The 890-nt window shown below is 65.2% G+C and carries 1 protein-coding gene; it reads right to left on the minus strand.

Features of this window, described 5'->3' with window-relative positions:
* The coding region (gene groEL, locus IVB42_RS14425; protein WP_247371221.1) for a chaperonin GroEL at positions 1-890 on the minus strand (890 nt) is incomplete at both ends.

Consider the following 890-nt stretch of genomic DNA (forward strand, 5'->3'; position numbering starts at 1 on the left):
GCGGGCGCGGAGAGCGCCTTGCGCACGATCTCGACGCCGGTCTTCTGGTCGTCGTTCTTGGTGCGCAGGCCCTTGAGCTGCTCGGAGGCACGGAGCAGGGCGACGCCGCCGCCCGGGACGATGCCTTCCTCGACCGCCGCGCGGGTCGCATGCATCGCGTCATCAACGCGATCCTTGCGCTCCTTCACCTCGACCTCGGTCGCGCCGCCGACGCGGATCACCGCGACGCCGCCTGCGAGCTTGGCAAGACGCTCCTGGAGCTTCTCACGGTCGTAGTCCGAGGTGGTTTCCTCGATCTGCGCCTTGATCTGCGACACGCGCGCTTCGATGTCGGCCTTCTTGCCGGCGCCGTTGACGATCGTGGTGTTCTCCTTGTCGATCATCACCTTCTTGGCGCGACCGAGCATGTTGAGCGTGACGTTCTCGAGCTTGATGCCGAGATCTTCCGAGATCGCCTGGCCACCGGTCAGGATCGCGATGTCCTGCAGCATGGCCTTGCGGCGATCGCCGAAGCCCGGAGCCTTGACGGCCGCGACCTTCAGGCCGCCACGGAGACGGTTCACGACTAGGGTGGCAAGCGCTTCGCCTTCGACGTCCTCGGCGACGATGACCAGCGGCTTGCCGGTCTGCACCACGGCCTCGAGCAGCGGCAGCAGCTCGTTCAGCGAGGAGAGCTTCTTCTCGTTGATGAGGATGTAGGCGTCGTCCATCTCAACGCGCATCTTGTCGGCGTTGGTGACGAAGTAGGGCGAGATGTAGCCGCGGTCGAACTGCATGCCCTCGACGACGTCGAGCTCGGTCTCGAGCGACTTGGCTTCCTCGACGGTGATGACACCCTCGTTGCCGACCTTCTTCATGGCGTCGGCGAGGAACTTGCCGATCTCCGCGTC

Origin of the sequence: Bradyrhizobium sp. 45 (assembly GCF_023073155.1) — a bacterium.
Taxonomy (GTDB): Bacteria; Pseudomonadota; Alphaproteobacteria; order Rhizobiales; family Xanthobacteraceae; genus Bradyrhizobium; species Bradyrhizobium canariense_D.